The 17,087-nt window shown below is 70.8% G+C and carries 19 protein-coding genes; 14 read left to right on the top strand and 5 right to left on the bottom strand.

The window, feature by feature from the left end; genetic code table 11:
- Positions 1–8: 8 nt before the first annotated feature.
- Both FB475_RS34425 and FB475_RS34420 read right to left on the bottom strand, forming a co-directional pair.
- On the bottom strand, positions 9–242 hold the full coding sequence (locus FB475_RS34425) for a ribbon-helix-helix domain-containing protein (protein ID WP_141862361.1): 234 nt from the start codon (positions 240–242) through the stop codon (positions 9–11).
- A gap of 42 nt (positions 243–284) precedes the next feature.
- Positions 285–956, bottom strand: a complete 672-nt coding sequence (locus FB475_RS34420) for an LON peptidase substrate-binding domain-containing protein (protein ID WP_141862359.1) — start codon at positions 954–956, stop codon at positions 285–287.
- Between the two features lie 101 nt (positions 957–1,057).
- On the opposite strand from FB475_RS34420, the gene hisD reads away from it, so the two are divergent.
- Genes hisD through hisH form a run of 4 tightly spaced genes read left to right on the top strand, consistent with a single transcriptional unit; the run spans position 1,058 to position 4,723 of the window.
- Positions 1,058–2,371, top strand: coding sequence for a histidinol dehydrogenase (gene hisD / locus FB475_RS34415; protein ID WP_141862357.1), 1,314 nt, complete (start codon positions 1,058–1,060; stop codon positions 2,369–2,371).
- The gene (locus FB475_RS34410; protein ID WP_141862355.1) at positions 2,371–3,489 is read left to right on the top strand and encodes a histidinol-phosphate transaminase; all 1,119 of its coding nucleotides are present in this window, start codon (positions 2,371–2,373) and stop codon (positions 3,487–3,489) included. Before hisD ends, FB475_RS34410 begins: the two co-directional genes overlap by 1 nt.
- Positions 3,486–4,085: an imidazoleglycerol-phosphate dehydratase HisB gene (gene hisB / locus FB475_RS34405; protein WP_141862353.1), complete on the top strand. Its 600-nt coding sequence runs from the start codon at positions 3,486–3,488 to the stop codon at positions 4,083–4,085. Before FB475_RS34410 ends, hisB begins: the two co-directional genes overlap by 4 nt.
- Positions 4,082–4,723 (top strand): imidazole glycerol phosphate synthase subunit HisH, encoded by a 642-nt coding sequence (gene hisH / locus FB475_RS34400; RefSeq protein WP_141862351.1) that lies wholly within the window; start codon positions 4,082–4,084, stop codon positions 4,721–4,723. Before hisB ends, hisH begins: the two co-directional genes overlap by 4 nt.
- Here hisH and FB475_RS34395 read toward each other — a convergent pair.
- A complete protein-coding gene (locus tag FB475_RS34395) occupies positions 4,720–5,133 on the bottom strand; it encodes a ferritin-like domain-containing protein (protein WP_141862348.1) in 414 nt (137 codons plus the stop codon). The genes hisH and FB475_RS34395 overlap by 4 nt on opposite strands.
- On the bottom strand, positions 5,130–5,687 hold the full coding sequence (locus tag FB475_RS34390; protein ID WP_141862346.1) for a cell division protein FtsK: 558 nt from the start codon (positions 5,685–5,687) through the stop codon (positions 5,130–5,132). The genes FB475_RS34395 and FB475_RS34390 overlap by 4 nt, the downstream gene beginning before the upstream one ends.
- A 149-nt stretch (positions 5,688–5,836) precedes the next feature.
- Between FB475_RS34390 and rimP the strand changes: the two genes are divergently transcribed.
- From rimP to FB475_RS34350, 8 genes are all read left to right on the top strand, one after another.
- A complete protein-coding gene (gene rimP / locus FB475_RS34385; protein ID WP_141862344.1) occupies positions 5,837–6,358 on the top strand; it encodes a ribosome maturation factor RimP in 522 nt (173 codons plus the stop codon).
- A 1-nt stretch (position 6,359) separates the two neighbouring features.
- Entirely contained in the window at positions 6,360–7,352 is a 993-nt protein-coding gene (gene nusA / locus FB475_RS34380; protein ID WP_141862342.1) for a transcription termination factor NusA, read from the top strand.
- Entirely contained in the window at positions 7,353–7,727 is a 375-nt protein-coding gene (locus FB475_RS34375) for a YlxR family protein (protein WP_420359241.1), read from the top strand.
- Positions 7,728–7,863: 136 nt separating this feature from the next.
- A complete protein-coding gene (infB, locus tag FB475_RS34370; RefSeq protein ID WP_141862340.1) occupies positions 7,864–11,046 on the top strand; it encodes a translation initiation factor IF-2 in 3,183 nt (1,060 codons plus the stop codon).
- 96 nt (positions 11,047–11,142) lie between these two features.
- The gene (gene rbfA, locus FB475_RS34365) at positions 11,143–11,598 is read left to right on the top strand and encodes a 30S ribosome-binding factor RbfA (RefSeq protein WP_141862338.1); all 456 of its coding nucleotides are present in this window, start codon (positions 11,143–11,145) and stop codon (positions 11,596–11,598) included.
- Position 11,599: 1 nt separating this feature from the next.
- Positions 11,600–12,490: a tRNA pseudouridine(55) synthase TruB gene (gene truB / locus FB475_RS34360; RefSeq protein WP_141862336.1), complete on the top strand. Its 891-nt coding sequence runs from the start codon at positions 11,600–11,602 to the stop codon at positions 12,488–12,490.
- Between the two features lie 33 nt (positions 12,491–12,523).
- The gene (locus tag FB475_RS34355; protein WP_141862334.1) at positions 12,524–13,366 is read left to right on the top strand and encodes an LLM class flavin-dependent oxidoreductase; all 843 of its coding nucleotides are present in this window, start codon (positions 12,524–12,526) and stop codon (positions 13,364–13,366) included.
- A 20-nt stretch (positions 13,367–13,386) separates the two neighbouring features.
- Positions 13,387–14,283, top strand: coding sequence for an NAD-dependent protein deacetylase (locus FB475_RS34350; protein WP_185759565.1), 897 nt, complete (start codon positions 13,387–13,389; stop codon positions 14,281–14,283).
- Positions 14,284–14,323: 40 nt separating this feature from the next.
- Here the strand turns inward: FB475_RS34350 and FB475_RS34345 are convergent, their stop codons facing one another.
- Positions 14,324–15,328 (bottom strand): SGNH/GDSL hydrolase family protein, encoded by a 1,005-nt coding sequence (locus FB475_RS34345; protein WP_141862332.1) that lies wholly within the window; start codon positions 15,326–15,328, stop codon positions 14,324–14,326.
- Between the two features lie 129 nt (positions 15,329–15,457).
- Between FB475_RS34345 and FB475_RS34340 the strand changes: the two genes are divergently transcribed.
- Positions 15,458–16,429, top strand: coding sequence for a bifunctional riboflavin kinase/FAD synthetase (locus tag FB475_RS34340; protein WP_141862330.1), 972 nt, complete (start codon positions 15,458–15,460; stop codon positions 16,427–16,429).
- Positions 16,430–16,545: 116 nt separating this feature from the next.
- Positions 16,546–16,818, top strand: a complete 273-nt coding sequence (rpsO, locus tag FB475_RS34335; protein WP_337678231.1) for a 30S ribosomal protein S15 — start codon at positions 16,546–16,548, stop codon at positions 16,816–16,818.
- Positions 16,819–17,087: the final 269 nt, after the last annotated feature.

Here is a 17,087-nt window from a genome sequence, read left to right as displayed (position 1 = left end):
GTGTCGACTCAGTCGAGATCGAGGACTGTGCCGGACGCTGCTGGAGCCAGGCCGTCGAGGTCGTCGTACCCGCCGTGCTCGCTCAGGATGGCGAGGTCGCGCGCGGCGAGTTCGCGGCGGCGCTCGCGTTCCATCGCCCGGGCGACCACGGACGCCCGGCTCGTCGCCTTGTCGGTGGCGACCAGCTCGTCCATGAAGTCGACCAGCTCGTCCGGCAGCCGAACGGTGATCTGTTTGCTCATACCAAAACCATACCGCTGTGGGATTCGTTGCGGTAGGGCTGCTCAGTTGGGGGAGAGGGCCGACCAGGTGATCAGGTCGGTGGCCGGCAGCGAGGGGAGCGCCTTGATCGCGGCCAGTTCGTTGTCGAGGAGGCCGACCAGTTGAGCCAGCCGGGTGGTGGCGTCCGGGGCTTCGAGGAGTTTCTGGCGGTCGGGCGTCATCAGCTTCATCGCGGCCGACATCAGGTACGACAGTGTGCTGGGGTTGTCCGGGAGGTCGCCGAGGTGCAGGCCGGGCCGGCTGATCTCGCTGACCGCCTCGGCGTACTTGCGGAACCGTTCCAGCGCGATCGTTGCCGTGCCCAACGGGTCGTCGCCGAGGTCGTCGGCCAGCCATTCGACGTCCGCGACCAGGTAGTCGCCGCTGCCGTCCAGCTCGGTCACCTTGAACCGGCGGTTGCCGGTCAGCGTCACCTCGATCGGGCCCTCGTCGTCGGCGTCCACCGCGATCTCGGAGATCGTCGCCGCACAGCCGGTCCCGTACAGCGACCGGAACACCCGCTCACCCAGCTCGTACCCGTCGCGCACCGCGAGGGCGCCGCAGACCAGTTCACCGCCGTTCTCGACCAGGTCGCGGACCACCGCTCGCCCTTGCACGTCGGTCACCGGAATCGCCAGCACCAGCCCGGGAAAGATCACCGTGTCGACAGTGAGCAACGGCAGGCGGGAGTCCATGCGGTCGAGCCTAGGGCATGGCCGCCGGGCTGACCTGCCGTGACGGGCCAGCCTGTGGATAGCGGGTCAGCGGCGCCGGGTGCGACCACTAGACTGAGCGCATGATTCGCCGCGTCGACCTGCGGGGCCGAGTGGCAGCTGGAGAGGTGCTGAACCTCCAAGCCCTGGTCCCCCGAGCCGTGTTCGACGTCGAGGCCGCCCTCGACGTCGTCCGACCGATCTGCCTGGACGTCCGCCATCGCGGCCTCGAGGCGATCAGGGAGTACGGCGAGAAGTTCGACCATGTGCGTGTCGACGACGTGCGGGTGCCCGCGGAGGCGCTGAAGACGGCGTTGGAGGAGCTCGACCCGGAGGTGCGCAGCGCCTTCGAGGAGTCGATCCGCCGGGTCCGTGAGGTCAGCCAGGACGAGCTCACCGCCGACATCGCCTCCGAGCCCGCTCCCGGCGGGCGGGTGACGCAGCGGTTCGTCCCGGTGCAACGCGTCGGGCTGTACGTTCCCGGCGGTCGCGCGCCGCTGGCGTCCAGCGTGGTCATGAACGTCGTACCGGCCCAGGTGGCCGGCGTACCGTCGCTCGCGGTGGCATCCCCGCCACAGAAGGAGTTCGGCGGTCTGCCGCACCCGACGGTGCTGGCGGTCTGTGAGCTGCTGGGCATCGACGAGGTGTACGCGATGGGCGGCGCGCAGGCGATCGCCGGGTTCGCGTACGGCTTCGAGGGTTGCCAGAAGGTCAACCTGATCACCGGCCCCGGCAACATCTACGTGGTCGCCGCCAAGCGATTCCTGCTGGGCGAGGTCGGCATCGACTCGGAGGCCGGCCCGACCGAGATCGCGATCCTCGCCGACGACACCGCGGTCCCGAAGCACGTCGCCGCGGACCTGATCAGCCAGGCCGAGCACGACCCGATGGCCGCCAGTGTGCTGGTGACACCGTCGGAGGTGCTGGCCGCCGCAGTGGAAGCCGAGCTTCCGGTCCAGGTCGCGAAGACCAAGCACGCCGACCGCGTCACCGAGGCGCTGTCCGGTCAGCAGTCCGCCGTCGTCCTGGTGGACGACCTCGACCAGGGCACGGCTGTCGTGAACGCGTACGCCGCCGAGCACCTGGAGATCCAGACCGCCGACGCCGAGGAGCGCGCCGGTCAGATCACCAACGCCGGCGCGATCTTCGTCGGCAGCTGGTCGCCGGTCTCGCTCGGCGACTACTGCGCCGGTTCGAACCATGTGCTCCCGACCGCCGGTTGCGCCTGCCACTCGTCCGGCTTGTCCGTGCGCAGCTTCCTGAAGGCCGTGCACGTCGTCAACTACTCCCGCGATGCGTTGCAGGAGGTCGCCGGGCACGTACTCGCGCTCGCGCACGCCGAGGACCTGCCGGCCCACGGCGCCGCAGTCTCGTCGCGATTCCCAGGGGAGAGCTGATGGGCCGCTTCGACGGGCTGCCGATCCGCGAGGAGCTGAAGAGCTTCGAGCCGTACGGCGCCCCGCAGCTCGACGTCCCGGTGCTGCTGAACGTCAACGAGAACCCGTACCCGCCGAGCGAGGAGACGGTCGCCGACGTGGCCGCCTCGGTGGCGGCAGCAGCCCGTGGCATGAACCGGTACCCGGACCGCGAGTTCCTCGACCTGCGCGCGGACCTCGCGGCGTACCTGGCCCGCGAGTCCGGCGCGCGGCTGGAGCCGGAGCAGCTGTGGGCCGCCAACGGGTCCAACGAGGTGATGCTGCACATCCTGCAGGCGTTCGGCGGCCCCGGCCGTACGGCGCTGTCGTTCGCCCCGACCTACTCGATGTACCCGGAGTACGCCCGCGACACGAACACCGCCTGGGTCACCGGCCGCCGCGCCGAGGACTTCACGCTCGACCGGAGCAAGGCGATCGCCGCGATCTCCCGGCACCGCCCGTCGGTCGTGTTGCTCGCCTCGCCCAACAACCCGACCGGTACGGCGCTGCCGATCGACGTGACCGAGGCGATCGTCGCGCAGGCCGCCTCGCTCGGGTCGGTCGTGGTGGTCGACGAGGCGTACGCCGAGTTCCGCCGGGCCGGGACGCCCAGCGCCGTCTCGTTGCTGCCGTCGTACCCGAACCTGGCCGTCTCCCGGACGATGTCGAAGGCGTTCGCGATGGCCGGCGGCCGGGTCGGATACCTTGCCGCCAGCAAGCAGTTCGTGGACGCGCTGCGGATCGTCCGGCTGCCGTACCATCTGTCCGCGGTCACCCAGGCGACCGCCCGCGCGGCGCTGCGGCACTCCGACGAGCTGCTCGGCCGGGTGGAGCAGCTCCGCGCCGAACGTGACGAGACCGTCGGCTGGCTCCGGGCCCTGGGCCTGCGCGCGGTCGACTCGGACGCGAACTTCGTGCTGTTCGGGACGTTCGCGGACCGGCACGCGGTGTGGCAGGCGTTGCTCGACGACGGCGTACTGATCCGTGAGACCGGGCCGGACGGCTGGCTCCGGGTCTCGATCGGCACCAGCGAGGAGATGGCGGCGTTCCGCGCCTGTATGGAACGCATCCTCAAGACAGACACGGGAAGGCACTCATGACGCGCACCGCGCGGATCGACCGCGAGACCAGTGAGTCCAAGGTCCTGGTCGAGCTGAACCTCGACGGCGAGGGCCGGGCCGACATCTCCACCGGTGTCGGCTTCTACGACCACATGCTGAACGCGCTGGCCAAGCACGCGCTGCTCGACCTGCACGTGAACACGGTCGGCGACCTTGAGATCGACGCGCACCACACCGTCGAGGACACCGCGATCGGGATCGGCCAGGCGCTGCGCGAGGCACTGGGTGACAAGCGCGGCATCCGGCGGTTCGGCGACGCGACCGTGCCGCTGGACGAGGCGCTAGTGCACTGCACGGTCGACCTGTCCGGCCGGCCGTACTGCGTGCACACCGGCGAGCCGGACGGCCAGGTGTACGCGATCATCGGCGGCGACTACGCCGGCTCGCTGACCCAGCACGTGTTCGAGACGCTGGCGTTCAACGCGGCGATCTGCGTACACATCCGGGTGCTGTCGGGCCGCGACCCGCACCACATCGTCGAGGCTCAGTTCAAGGCGTTCGCCCGGGCACTGCGGGCGGCCGCCGAGCTGGACCCGCGGCAGCCGGGCATCCCGTCCACCAAGGGCGCCCTGTGAAGAAGCGGGTCGTCCTGCTCGACTACGGTTCGGGCAACATCAGGTCGGGGGAGCGGGCACTGCAGCGGGTCGGCGCCGACGTGACGGTGACCGCGGACTTCGACGAGGCCTGCAACGCCGACGGTCTGCTCGTGCCGGGCGTCGGTGCGTTCGAAGCCTGCATGACCGGTCTGAAGGCGGTCCGCGGTGACGTCGCGGTCGACCGGCGGCTGACCGGTGGCCGCCCGGTGCTCGGGATCTGCGTCGGCATGCAGATCCTGTTCGGTCGCGGAATCGAGCACGGCGTCGAGACCGAGGGCTGCGAGCAGTGGCCCGGCACGGTCGAGCGGCTGCAGCCCGGGGACGCCCAACCCGTTCCGCACATGGGTTGGAACACGGTCGAGGTACCGTCCGGCAGCAAGCTGTTCGAGGGCATCGAGAAGGAACGCTTCTACTTCGTGCACTCGTACGGCGTCCGCACCTGGCAGCTGGACGACGCGCGCGAGTCGGTCGCTCCGCTGGTGACCTGGACGACGTACGGCGGCGACAGGTTCGTCGCCGCGGTGGAGAACGGCCCACTGTCCGCGACCCAGTTCCACCCGGAGAAGTCCGGCGACGCGGGCGCCACCCTGCTGGAGAACTGGGTCCGCTCGCTCTAGGAGACGGCGCCGGGGAGTGCCGTCGGGGCGCCGCCCCAGGTGAGTTGGTTGGTGGAGGCGGCGAGGAGGGCGTCGATCGCGAACGTGCGGACTGCCGGTTGTTCGGCGGCCTCGACGAGGTCGCCGTACACGGCCGCGATCCGGCGTTCGACGTAGAGGATGAGTGCGGCGGCGGTCGCGCCGTTCGTGACCGCCCGCGGCAGGTCGTAGGCCGGGTCGGCCGCGACCGGGGTCTGTCCGGCGGCGACGATCAGCGCGCTGAGGTGGTCGCGGTTGTTGCGGTGCGCCCCGAACAGGTCGGTGGCCTCCTTGAACCGCACGCCGTTGAACTTGCCGCCCGCCACACCGACGCCGTACAGCGCGGCGTGTTCACCGGCGAGAGCGGCCTGCAGGGCGTCGAGTTGATTCATGACGCCGCCTTGTTCTTGGCCGGGGTCAGGGCATAGCCGAGCTGGGTCTCGGAGGCGGCGATCTCGGCGAGCAGGCGGGCCGGCGCACCGGACAGCTTGGCCGCGGCCGCGACATGCGCGGTCGCGGCGGCCCGTTCCTGCTTGGCGATGGTGGCGAGCGCGACCTGCGAGCTCGCGAGCGCGACCGCGGTGGCGGGCTGGGCCGACACGCCCGGCGTCTCCTTGAGCTTCGCGAGATGCGTCACGTGGTACTTCGCGCCGGCCGCGAGCTGCACCCGGAGCGCCGGGAACTTCCGGCTCGCGGTTGTGTAGAGCTGGGACAATTGAGTCACCTGGGTCGCCGCGGCACTGAGCGCGGCGACGACAGCCGGGTCGGCCGCCGGCGTCTCCGTGGCCGGGCCCGGCGACGTCGTCGTACCGTTCACGGCGCCCTTGGTGCCCGACGGGCCGGAACCGGCCGACGGGTCGTCCTTGCAACCGGCCAGCACGGCCGCACCAGGGACGAGGACGGCGGTCGCGACGACGGCACGACGGGTGAGGCGGCGTTCAGGCACGCCGGAACGATACCTGGTGACACGCCGCGAACCGGCCCGGGCCGAGCCGGTGAGCGGGATCCGGACACCGGCCGGATAGGGTGGGCTACTGCTCTCGGTGAGACGGCCGGGAGCAAACGGGTGCACAACTGGAGAGAGGCAGGTCAACTGTGAGCAGAAGGACCGATCACACGGACACCACGAGCCTCGAGAACTTCCTGCGGCCGATCGTCGAGCAGTTCGGGTGCGACCTGGAGGCCGCGGACATCGCGCCGGCCGGCCGCCGCCGGTTGCTGCGCGTGCTGGTCGACCGCGACGGCGGGATCAGCCTCGACGACATCGCCGAGGTCACCCGGGCGATCTCCAAGGCGCTCGACGCCGACGACATCATGGGCGAGGGCGCGTACACGCTGGAGGTCTCCAGCCCCGGCGTGGACCGGCCGCTCACCCTTCCCCGGCACTGGCGACGCAACCGCGACCGTCTCGTCAAGGTCACCCTGACGGCCGGCGGGACGCTCACCGGCCGGATCAAGTCCGCCTCCGACGAGGCGGCCGAACTGGACATCGACGGCAAGCGGCAGACCGTCGGGTACGCCGACGTGGCCAAGGCCAAGGTCCAGATCGAGTTCAACCGGGCTGCCGGCAACGACGAACCTGAAACACCTGCCGACGGCACGGTGGAGGAGAACTGACATGGACATCGACATGGCCGTGCTGCGGTCACTGGAACGGGAGAAGGACATCTCCCTGGACGTGGTGGTGGAGGCGATCGAGCAGGCGCTGCTGGTCGCCTACCACCGCACCGAGGGCGCGCAGCAGCACGCCCGGGCCGAGTTGGACCGCAAGACCGGGCACGTGACGGTCTACGCGCGCGAGCTGGCCGAGGACGGCACGCTGGCCCGCGAGTACGACGACACCCCGCACGACTTCGGCCGGATCGCCGCGACAACCGCGAAGCAGATCATCCTGCAGCGGCTGCGCGACGCCGAGGACGAGGTCCGGTACGGCGAGTTCTCCGGCAAGGAGGGCGACATCGTCTCCGGAGTCGTCCAGCAGGGCCGCGACCCTCGGTCGGTGATGGTCGACCTGGGCAAGATCGAGGCCGTGCTGCCGGCCCCCGAGCAGGTGCCCGGGGAGCAGTACGAACACGGCTCCCGGCTGCGGGTGTACGTGGTCGGCGTCCGGAAGGGCTTCAAGGGTCCGCAGATCACGGTCAGCCGGACGCACCCGAACCTGGTGAAGAAGCTGTTCGCGCTCGAGGTCCCGGAGATCGCCGACGGCACGGTCGAGATCACCGCGATCGCCCGGGAGGCCGGTCACCGCACGAAGATCGCCGTCCGGACCCTCAACCCGTCCGTGAACGGCAAGGGCGCCTGCATCGGGCCGATGGGTCAGCGCGTGCGCAACATCATGCACGAGCTGCACGGCGAGAAGATCGACATCATCGACCACAGCGACGACCCGGCGACCTTCGTCGGGAATGCGCTGTCCCCGGCGCAGGTTACGTCTGTCGAGGTGATCGACGCCGCGGCCCGTGCCGCGCGTGTCGTCGTACCCGACTACCAGCTGTCGCTCGCGATCGGCAAGGAAGGCCAGAACGCGCGGCTCGCGGCCCGGCTCACCGGCTGGCGGATCGACATCCGGCCGGATACCGATGTGACCCCTGAGGCAGAGAAGGTAGACTAGGTGCTCGGTCGGTCGACTGAGTCGCAACCACACCCTGAGGATCACCTGACAGTGACTGCAGCCGCGCGCCCAGGCAAGCCTGCGGAGCGTACCTGCATCGGGTGCCGGAAGCGGAGCAGTCCGGCTGACCTGCTGCGGATGACGGCTTCCGGAGGACACGTGCTTCCGGATCCCGCTCGTCGGGCACCTGGGCGAGGGGCGCACCTGCACCCCACGACCGAGTGCTTCGAGCTCGCCGTCCGGCGCAAGGCGTTCCCACGGGCCTTCAAGGTCCCGGGTCCGCTGGACGTGACCGGACTGCGCGAGTACGTCGCGCAGCGTGATAAGCAAGAAGCAGTACACACGGCGGCCAACCGGCCGTCCGCGGCGGTCTGACCGGACCGTCGTGACCGACATGAAGGCGGGTCATCGACTCATGACCACTCGATGAGTGTCTACCGATGAGTGCAAAGCGATGAGCACGTACGTCAACTAACGGTCCGCGCCCCAGGCTCGGACCAGAGGGAGAGTAGTGGCAAAGGTCCGGGTCTACGAGCTCGCGAAGGAGCTCGGAGTTACCAGCAAGGTCGTTCTGACCAGACTGAACGACATGGGCGAGTTCGTCCGGTCGGCATCCTCGACGATCGAGGCGCCGGTGGTTCGAAGGTTGGCGGAGGAGTTCGAGAAGAACCCGCCGAAGAAGCGCGCGGCCAAGAAGGCCGCCGCCAGCACGTCCGCGGCACCGCAGGCGACCGCACCGGTCGCCCCCGCGGCCCCCAGGCCGGCCCAGCCGGCCACCCCGAAGGCTCCGGCCGAGCGTCCCGCTCCGGCCGCCGAGCCGGTCACGCCTGCCGAGACCACCCCGGCTCCGGCAGCTAGGGCGGAGACCCCCGAGGTGACCGCGCCGGCACCGGCCCGTCCGGGTCCGCGGCCAGGTCCCAAGCCGGGTCCGCGGCAGGAGACCACGCCGGCCGAGTCCGCTCCGGCGGCCGCGGCTCCGGTGGAGTCCCCGGCTGCTCCGGCGACACCGGCCTTCGAGGCTCCGGCCGCACGGGCCGAGTCGCAGGAGGCCCCTGAGGCCCGTCGTAGCGACGCCCCGCGGCCGGGTGCGAGCCCGCGTCCGGGTGGTCAGAGCCCGCGTCCGGCGGTGCCGGGTGCGAGCCCGCGTCCGGGCGGCCAGGGTGCCGGCCCGCGTCCGGGTGCCGGTCCGCGTCCCGGCGAGGGTTCCGGCGCGCGCCCCGGTGGTTCGGCGCGTTCCGACGCGCCGCGGCCGGGTGCTCCCCGTCCGGGTGCCCCGCGTCCCGGCGCTCCCCGTCCGGGTGGCGCTCCGGGTGGTGCGCCGCGTCCGGGCAACAACCCGTTCAGCTCGACCCAGGGCATGGGGCGCGGACCGCGCCCCGGCCCGGGTGGTGGCGGTTCCGACCGGCGGGGCCCGAGCCCGGCCGGTGCGACGCCGCGCCCGCCGCAGGGCCGCTCCGGCGGACCCGGTGGTCCGGGTGGTGGCAGTGACCGGCCGCGTCCGGCCGGCGGCGGCGTTCCGGGTGCTCCGCGCCCGAACCCGGCGATGATGCCGAAGTCCTCGGCCGGTACCTTCACCGGTCGCCCCGGTGGCGGCTCCGGTGGTCCGGGTGGCGGTCGTGGTGGCGGTGGCGGTCGTCCGGGCGGTGCCCCGGGTGCCGGTCCGCGCGGCGGCGGCGGTGGCGGCTTCCGTCCCGGTGGCGGCGGCCCGAGCGGTCCTCCCGGTGGCGGCGGTGGCCGTCCGGGTCCGGGCAACCGGGGCCGGGGCGGGACCCAGGGTGCCTTCGGGCGTCCGGGTGGTCCGGCTCGTCGTGGCCGCAAGTCCAAGCGCGCCAAGCGCCAGGAATTCGACAACATGCAGGCCCCGGCGGTCGGTGGTGTCCGCGTCAAGCACGGTGACGGCGAGGTCGTGAGGCTCCCGCGTGGTGCCTCGCTGACGGACTTCGCCGAGAAGGTCGGAGTCGACCCGGCGTCGCTGGTCCAGGTGCTGTTCCACCTCGGTGAGATGGTCACCGCGACCCAGTCGGTGAACGAGGAGACGCTCGAGCTGCTCGGTACCGAGCTGAACTACGACGTCCAGATCGTCTCGCCGGAGGACGAGGACCGCGAGCTGCTGCAGTCGTTCGACATCGAGTTCGGTGCCGACGAGGGCGGCGAGGGCGACCTCGCTCCGCGGCCGCCGGTGGTGACCGTGATGGGTCACGTCGACCACGGTAAGACCAAGCTGCTGGACGCGATCCGGATGGCGAACGTCGTGGCCGACGAGGCCGGCGGCATCACCCAGCACATCGGTGCGTACCAGGTGACGACCGAGGTGGACGGCGAGCAGCGGGCCATCACCTTCGTCGACACCCCGGGTCACGAGGCGTTCACCGCCATGCGTGCCCGTGGTGCGCAGGCCACCGACATCGTGATCCTGGTGGTCGCGGCCGACGACGGCGTGATGCCGCAGACGATCGAGGCGCTGAACCACGCCCGCGCGGCGGGTGTCCCGATCGTGGTCGCGGTGAACAAGATCGACGTCCCGGCGGCGGACCCGGCCAAGGTGCGCGGTCAGCTGACCGAGTACGGCCTGGTGCCCGAGGAGTACGGCGGCGACACGATGTTCATCGACGTGTCGGCCAAGTCCCGGATCAACATCGACGGCCTGCTCGAGGGCGTCGTGCTGACCGCGGACGCGGCGCTGGACCTGCGCGCCAACCCGCACATGCACGCCGAGGGCATCGCGATCGAGGCGAACCTCGACAAGGGCCGTGGTCCGGTGGCGACCGTGCTGGTGCAGCGCGGAACGCTCCGGGTCGGCGACTCGATGGTGGTCGGTCCGGCGTACGGCCGGGTCCGGGCCATGCTCGACGAGCACGGCAACAACGTCGAGGAGGCGACCCCGTCGCGTCCGGTCCTGGTGCTCGGTCTGACCGCCGTACCAGGTGCGGGTGACAAGTTCCTGGTCGTCGACGACGACCGCCGGGCCCGGCAGATCGCCGAGAAGCGGGAAGCCCGTGCCCGGGCGGCGGCCAACGCCAAGCGTCGCGTCCGTCGTACCCTCGAGGACTTCATGGCCTCGATGGAGAAGGGCGAGACCCAGGAGCTGCTGCTCATCCTCAAGGGCGACGTGTCGGGTTCGGTCGAGGCGCTGGAAGACGCCCTGGTCCGGATCGAGGTCGGCGACGAGGTGTCGTTGCGGATCATCGACCGCGGTGTCGGTGCGATCAACGAGAACGACGTCAACCTGGCCATCGCGTCGAACGCCGTCATCATCGGCTTCAACGTGCGGCCGGCGGGCAAGGCCGGTGACCTGGCCGAGCGCGAGGGCGTGGATGTCCGGTACTACTCGGTCATCTACTCGGCGATCGACGACATCGAGGCGGCCCTGAAGGGCATGCTGAAGCCGATCTACGAGGAGGTCACCCTCGGCCAGGCGGAGATCCGGGAGATCTTCCGCTCCTCGAAGGTGGGCAACATCGCCGGTTGCTGGGTGACCAGCGGCCTGATCAGGCGCAACGCCAAGGTCCGGTTGATCCGGGACGGTGCCGTGGTCGTCGACAACACCGAGCTGTCGTCGCTGAAGAGGTTCAAGGACGACGCGTCCGAGGTCCGCGAGGGCTTCGAGTGCGGTCTGACCATCAACAACTTCAACGACATCAAGATCGGCGACGTCGTCGAGGCGTTCGAGCTGCGCGAGAAGCCGCGCAGCTGACGTAGGCGGTGACCCGGCGCGGGTCACCGAGGAGTAGCGTCCGGAGAGACTGCGGTCTCTCCGGACGTTGTTCATGAATGAGGGAGTTGAGCCCTGATGGGTGAAGCAAGGGCGAAGCAGCTGGCCGACCGGATCCAGGTGCTCGTCGCGGAGCTGCTGGAGCGCCGGGTCAAGGACCCGCGGCTCGGGTTCGTCACGGTCACCGACGCGCGGCTGACCGGCGACCTGCGCGAGGCCAGCGTCTGGTACACGGTGTACGGCGACGAGCAGGAGCGGGCGAACACGGCCGCCGCGCTGGAGTCGGCGAAGGGCCTGATCCGCAGCGAGGTCGGCAAGGCGCTGGGCCTGCGGCACACCCCGAGCGTGGCGTTCTTCCTGGACGCCGTACCGGAGAACGCCGGCCAGATCGAGGAGCTGCTGGCCAAGGCCCGCGAGGCCGACGCCGAGGTGGCCAAGGCCGCCGCGGGCGCCAAGCCGGCCGGCGACGCCGACCCGTACAAGCGGCCGCACGACGACGCCGACGCGCCGGCCGACGAGGACGAGCAGGACTGACTTGACCCCGGACTTCACGCCGGCGTCGGACGGGATCGTCGTCGTCGACAAGCCGGCAGGCCTGACCTCGCACACCGTGGTCGCCCGGATCCGCAAGCTGGCCGGTACCCGCAAGGTCGGGCACGCCGGCACGTTGGACCCGATGGCGACCGGTGTGCTGATCGTCGGCATCAACCGCGCCACCAGGCTGCTCGGGCACCTGCAACTGGCCGACAAGTCGTACGACGCGACGATCCGGCTCGGTGCCACCACGACCACCGACGACGCCGAGGGCGAGGTCCTCGAGATCGCGCCGGTCGGCGGCGTCACGGCGGCGGCGATTTCGGCCGCGGTGGAGGGCTTTCGTGGTGAGATCTCGCAGGTGCCGTCGAAGGTGTCCGCGATCAAGGTCGACGGCCGGCGCGCGTACGAGCGGGTCCGGGCCGGCGAGGAGGTCGCGCTGAAGGCCCGCACGGTCACCGTCTCCCGGTACGACATCCTCGACGTCCGGCCGGACGCCGACGGGATCTCGGTCGACGTCTCGGTGGACTGCTCCAGCGGTACCTACATCCGCGCGCTGGCCCGGGACCTCGGCGCCGAGCTCGGCATCGGCGGTCACCTGACCGCGCTGCGCCGTACCAGGGTCGGCTCGTTCGACCTTTCGGTGGCGCATTCGCTGGAGTCGCTGGCGAAGTCGTTCGACTGGTTGCCGATCGCGGACGTTGCCGCCGGCACCTTTCCGCGGTACGACGTGGACGAAGCGCAAGCCGCCGCGATCCGCACCGGCCGCCCGCTGCCGGGGCTGAACCTGGCGCCCGGTCAAACCGCCATGTTCGACCCCACCGGTACGTTCCTGGCGCTCTACGAACCCCACGGACCGCTGGCGAAACCGACGGCTGTCTTCGTCGCCTGAAATTGTCGGTGGCGCCCGTTAGCGTCCGGTGGCATGAAATACGGGTTCGTAATGGCGTACGGCGATGCGCGCGACGCGGCCGAGCTGGCCCCGCTCGCGGAGAGCCACGGCTGGGACGGGTTCTTCGTCTGGGAGTCGATCTGGGGGATCGACGCCTGGGTGATGCTCGGCGCCGCGGCGATGACGACCGAGCGGATCCGGCTGGGCACCATGCTCACACCCCTGCCGCGGCGAAAACCGTGGGACGTCGCGGGCCAGGTCTCCACGGTCGACAACCTCAGCGGCGGGCGGGTGATCCTCTCGGTCGGGCTCGGTGTGTCAGGGGAGGATCGGTTCTGGCTGTTCGAGGATGATCCCGGGCGCAAGGTGCGCGCGGAGCTGATGGACGAGTCGCTCGAGATGCTGCCGCACCTGTGGCGCGACGAGCCGTTCGAGTTCTCCGGCAAGCACTACAGCTCTCGCAAGGTCGCCGAGCTGAATCCGCCCGCGCCGCCGCCACCGGTGCAGCAGCCGCGCGTCCCGACCTGGGTGGTCGGCGGCTGGCCGCGGCCGAAGTCGATGCGCCGCGCCGCGCTGCAGGACGGGTGGCTCCCGGCGTACGTCGGCGACGGTGAGGTGACGCCTGAGGTGGTCGCCCAAGGCGTCGAGTGGATCCGCACCGAGCGCGAGAAACACGGTCTGACCATGGACGGGTACGACGTGGTCGCCGAAGGGATGACCGCCGCCGATGACCCGAAGGCCGCCGACACGGTCCGTCCGTGGGCCGACGCGGGCGCCACCTGGTGGATCGACGCCGACTGGTCCTCACTCGACCAAGCCGTCACCCGCCCGGCCGCCGAGCGCCGCCTGCGATCCGGCCCACCCCGCGTCGATTGACCTGCCCGTACCCTGGAGGCGTGCGTTCTCGTCCGACGTTGGAGTGGGCTCCGGGCCCTGAGGTGCTGGCGCTGGAGCCGGGGGCGACGGACGTCGGCCCGGTCGCGGAGGTCGTGGCGGCCGGCGGCGTCGTCGTTCTGAGTGGAGCCGGGATCTCGACCGAGTCGGGCATCCCCGACTATCGCGGCGAGACCGGCAGCCTGCGGACGCATACGCCGATGACGTACGGCGACTTCCAGGGCAGCGAGGAAGCTCGCCAGCGGTACTGGGCACGCAGCCACCTGGGCTGGCGGACGATCGCGCGCGCCGCCCCGAACGACGGCCACCGCGCCGTCGCCGCGCTCCAGGCCCGCGGCTACCTGAGCGGGATCATCACCCAGAACGTCGACGGTCTGCACCAGGCCGCCGGCGCCCGCGACGTGATCGAGCTGCACGGCAACCTGGACCGCATCATCTGCCTCGACTGCGGTACGACGTCCGCTCGCGAGGTGCTCGACCGCCGGCTGCGCGCCGCGAACCAGGCGTTCACGGCCGAGGCGACCCGGATCAACCCGGACGGCGACGTCGAGCTCCCGGACGACGTGGTCCGGACGTTCAGGGTGGTCCCGTGCACGGTCTGCGGCGGCGTACTCAAGCCGGACGTGGTGTTCTTCGGCGAGAACGTCCCGAAGAGCCGGGTGGAGCGCTGCTACCAGCTGGTCGACGACGCGAACGCCGTCCTCGTCCTGGGCTCGTCGCTGACCGTGATGTCGGGCTTCCGCTTCGTCCGGCACGCCGCCAAGGCCGGTACGCCGGTGCTGATCGTCAACCAGGGCCTGACCCGCGGCGACCCGTACGCGATGTACCGGGTGAACCTGCCGCTCGGCCGGGCGCTGACCGAACTGCTGGAAGAAACCACCGGGCCGAGCCACGCGTGAGGTGGCCCGGCCCGGAGTCCGCAGTACGGATTGGAAAGGGTCAGCGTTGCGCGCTGGTCCGTACGCGGTTCAGGGAGGCCCCGAGGGCCTGGGGTGACGCTGCGGCCTGCTTCGCCAGCGCCCGGGCCATGGTGGCCCAGGCGGCCTGCTCGGCGGCCGTGACGACCGGCGGCTGGCCGGTCAGCGTCTTGTAGGTGAGGGCGGCCATCCCGGCCTCGCCCTCGAAGCGCGGGTGGTAGTTCAGCGCCCGCAGCAGGTTGATGTCCTTGCCCTGGATCCAGGCCTGCCCGTCCGGCGCGCAGGCGTCGTGCCCGGTGGAGGGGTTGAAGGTGTCGACGTACGTCGCTCCGCCGGCCGCGGCCGCTCCGGCGACGGCGGCGTTCAGCGCCTGCTCGATCGAGTACAGGTAGCCGTAGTCGCCGTCTGCGAACGGAAGGATCGACGGGCAGGTGCCGTGCTCCGGCGCGATCTTCGGGTACCCGACGAGCACGATCGTGGCTCGCGGCGAGCGCGCCCGGATGCCCTGGACGACGGTCGTGATCCGGGTCTGGGTCTGCTGGATCTTCGCCAGCAGCGTGTCGACGCCGTCGACCGTGAAGTGCGCCTTGCACGGCGCTCCGGTCGGGTCCGAGGCGCGCAGCCCCGGGCAGGTGCCGATGATGTCGCCGAAGACGCCGAAATCGTTCCCGCCGATGCCGAGCGTCACCAGGTCGGTGTCGGCGGTCAGCGCGTTGAACTGCGGGGCCGCCGTACCGAGGACCGTGCTCTGCGGCTGGGTCATGTTCGTGGTGTCGGCCCCGCCGCAGCTCACGTCGGTGAACCGGTAGACGTGCAGTGCGGCGGCGAGCTGCTTGGGGTAGTTGCTGTACGAGCGGGCGCACCCGAGTGACAGCAGGTCCTCCACCGGCACGAACGGAGCCGAGGTGTACGAGTCGCCGAGCGCGACGTACTTGGTGAACCGCGGCGTGGCCGACGCCTCGGTAACAGGAACGGTGCCGAGCAGTGTGAACACCGCGCAAGCGGCAACCAGACGGCGTAGCTTCATGAGACCTCCCCGAGCTCAGCAGTGCCACAGCGTGGCGCGGCCCACGATAAGTTGAGTCACTGCCCGATTACAAGGGGTGATCGGCCACCTGGTTGAAGCAATCGGCCCCGGACATGGAATCCTGCTCTCATGCGTGTCTGGCACGGATTGGACCAGGTGAGCGCCGAGGATCCCGGGTTCGGGCCGACGGTCGTCACGATCGGCAACTTCGACGGCGTGCACCGCGGTCACCAGGAGGTGCTCGCGCACGCCCGCGCGCGGGCGGCCGAGCTGGGCGGCCTGCCGGTGGTCGCGATGACGTTCGACCCGCACCCGATGCGGGTGCTGCGGCCGGACCACGCGCCGCTGATGCTGAGCGACCCGGAGCAGCGGGCGGAGCTGCTCGGCAAGGCCGGCGCCGACGCGGTGCTGATCCTTCCGTTCACCACGGAGGTGTCGCACTGGTCGCCGGAGGAGTTCATCGAGCGCACGCTGGTGAACGCCCTGCACGCGAAGGCGATCGTCGTCGGTGAGAACTTCCGCTTCGGTCACAAGGCCGCGGGTCACGTCGACACCCTGGTCCAGGCGGGAGCGCAGTACGGCTTCCAGGTCGAGGGGCTGAGCCTGGCGGGGGATCAGCAGCCGTGGTCGTCGACGTACGTTCGCCAGAAGCTGGCCGACGGTGACGTCGAGGCGGCCGCGGAGGCGCTCGGCCGCCCGCTGCGAGTGACCGGCGTGGTCGTCGAGGGTGACAAGCGCGGCCGCGAGCTCGGGTACCCGACCGCGAACATTCCGGCCGACCCGGGCGCGGCGGTCCCGCAGGACGGCGTGTACGCCGGCTGGCTCACGGTGCTCACACCCGCGCCCGGCGCCCCGGCGTACCCCGATCCGCTGCCGGCCGCGATCAGCGTCGGGACGAACCCGACCTTCGACGGCCTCGACCGGCGGGTGGAGTCGTACGTCCTGGACCGCGACGACCTCGAGCTGTACGGCGCCAAGGTCGCGATCGACTTCGTCGCCCGGCTCCGCGGCACCCAGATCCGCTTCGACAGCATCGACGAGCTGCTCGTCCAGATGAAGGCCGACGTCGACGGTGCGCGACGCACGCTTGATGCTGATTAGGGTGACGCGTCCACGGACTGATACGCTGGCTGCTGCCGTCTGAACGGCCGCGGATCGAGAGTGCTCGGGTGAAGAATGCCCCGGTGCGCCGCGCAACGGAAATCGAGAGGATGCCTGTGTCAGCTGTTGACGCTGCTACGAAGAAGAAGATCATGGGCGAGTACGCCCTGTCCGAGGGTGACACCGGGTCCCCCGAGGTCCAGGTCGCGCTGCTGACCCACCGGATCAGCCACCTGACCGAGCACCTCAAGGAGCACAAGCACGACCACCACAGCCGTCGTGGCCTGCTGCTGCTCGTCGGTCAGCGCCGCCGGCTGCTGAACTACCTGGCGAAGAAGGACATCAACCGCTACCGGTCCCTGATCGAGCGGCTCGGCCTCCGCCGATGACGTCGCGAGGAGCGGCCCCCGAGACCCGGGTGGCCGCTCCTGGCGTATCCGCGTCCTGACGGCGCGGACCACAACCGAATACCGCAACTGAATACTGGAAGACGAACGAGGCGACGCGAAGCGCGTGGCGGGAGGACGACCGGTCCTCGGTAGTGGCTTTCGGGTACCAGGTGGTACCCGCGGGCCTCGATCGAAGACCGGCACCCCGGAAGCTCGCGCCTCGCAGTCGTCACACTGTGAGAGAGGGGTATCCCGTGTCGGGATCCACA

The sequence above is a fragment of the Kribbella jejuensis genome (assembly GCF_006715085.1).
GTDB lineage: Bacteria > Actinomycetota > Actinomycetes > Propionibacteriales > Kribbellaceae > Kribbella > Kribbella jejuensis.
The sequence above is the reverse complement of the archived record's forward strand: the minus strand, read 5'-3'. Positions and strand labels throughout refer to the sequence as shown.